The sequence below is a fragment of the Sulfoacidibacillus ferrooxidans genome (assembly GCF_022606465.1).
GTDB lineage: Bacteria > Bacillota > Bacilli > Alicyclobacillales > SLC66 > Sulfoacidibacillus > Sulfoacidibacillus ferrooxidans.
Genome location: NZ_JALBUF010000074.1, coordinates 1 through 615, shown reverse-complemented (window position 1 = coordinate 615; position 615 = coordinate 1). Strand labels below are relative to the sequence as shown.

The 615-nt window shown below is 49.9% G+C and carries 2 protein-coding genes; one reads left to right on the top strand and one right to left on the bottom strand.

Features of this window, described 5'->3' with window-relative positions:
* A partial coding sequence (locus MM817_RS16435; RefSeq protein ID WP_241717131.1) for a hypothetical protein occupies positions 1 to 182 on the bottom strand: 182 nt, incomplete at its 3' end.
* Here MM817_RS16435 and MM817_RS17345 point away from each other — a divergent pair.
* Positions 174 to 615 (top strand): HD-GYP domain-containing protein (locus MM817_RS17345; protein WP_241717130.1); only part of this gene is annotated, 442 nt, incomplete at its 3' end. The genes MM817_RS16435 and MM817_RS17345 overlap by 9 nt on opposite strands.

The following is a 615-nucleotide window of genomic DNA, read 5'->3' as shown; positions in this document are numbered from 1 at the left end:
CACAAGGGCATACGCGCCTGCTCTTTGGTTGTGACGATCACGATATGCTGGGCCTTCCTTATCACCTTTTTTTGCTCGATCGTCCCGCGGATCATCACATCATCACAACATGGGGTAGGCAGCGCAGTGGAATCCAGGTGCCCATGCACGTGATGGAAGGGCTTAATAATAGCGTGGATCATGAAGTGTGGGTTCATCCTGTCTTTGGCGAACAGCAAGAGAGCATTCTCTTGTCGTATTGGCAGATGTATTTTCAAAGCCTTGCGTACGCGGCTGAATACTCAGATCCTGATCTGTTGAGTCATTTACAGCGAGTGGCCATGTACACAAAGTATATGGCGGAACAGTATCTGCACTGGAGTGAGTGTGATGTGCGCCGTGCGGTCATTGCAGCTTCGGTGCACGACATCGGAAAAATCGCCATTACACGAAGCATCTTGTTTCGTCCAGGTCCGATTGACGGTCCGGAACGGGCCTATGTTCAAGCTCACACGCGCTATGGCTATGATCTGCTTCACGATTTGCATACCCAAGCGCAACAAAGCAGTGAATGGATGGTGGATGATCGCGTGTTTGAACTCTCCAAAGAGGTCGCTTTGTATCATCATGAACATT